Consider the following 551-nt stretch of genomic DNA (forward strand, 5'->3'; position numbering starts at 1 on the left):
ACCGCCAGAAGCAGAAAAAAGGACTAAAGGGCATTTTTCGGCAATGGCAGTATCAAAAGCTTTTATGATTGCTTCTCCTGAAGCCATACCAAGTGATCCTCCCATAAAGGCGAAGTCTTGAACAGTGGCTATAATCGGTAAGCCTTCAATAGTACCGCGTGCACTTAAAATATTATCATCAATACCAAGTTTGGAACGATAATCTTTTAGCCGGTCAATATAACGTTTTTCATCGCGAAACTTTAATGGGTCTGTTACAACTTTTGGATTTTCAAGAGGCGTATAAACACCATCATCAAAAAAATGTGTGAGTCGATTTTTGGCGCTAATGCGCATGTGATAACCAGAACTAGGGATTACATATTGATTAACTTCTAGATCTTTATGGAAGACCATCTCACCACTGGTAGGATCTTTGATCCACAGATTTTCTGGAATTTCACGGCGTCCCAGTATGGAATTGATTTTAGGACGAACATAATTTGTAATCCAGTTCATCTTTGTAGCCTCTCTTTAAATGTTATACATTTTTTGCACGATTCAAGAAAATA

At 37.9% G+C, this 551-nt stretch carries 1 protein-coding gene; it reads right to left on the reverse strand.

Annotated elements, in window-relative coordinates; genetic code table 11:
* A partial coding sequence (locus ACFINO_RS11500; protein WP_375655978.1) for a carboxyl transferase domain-containing protein occupies window positions 1-498 on the reverse strand: 498 nt, incomplete at its 3' end.
* Window positions 499-551: the final 53 nt, after the last annotated feature.

Source organism: Bartonella sp. AA83SXKL, from assembly GCF_042196965.1.
GTDB lineage: Bacteria > Pseudomonadota > Alphaproteobacteria > Rhizobiales > Rhizobiaceae > Bartonella.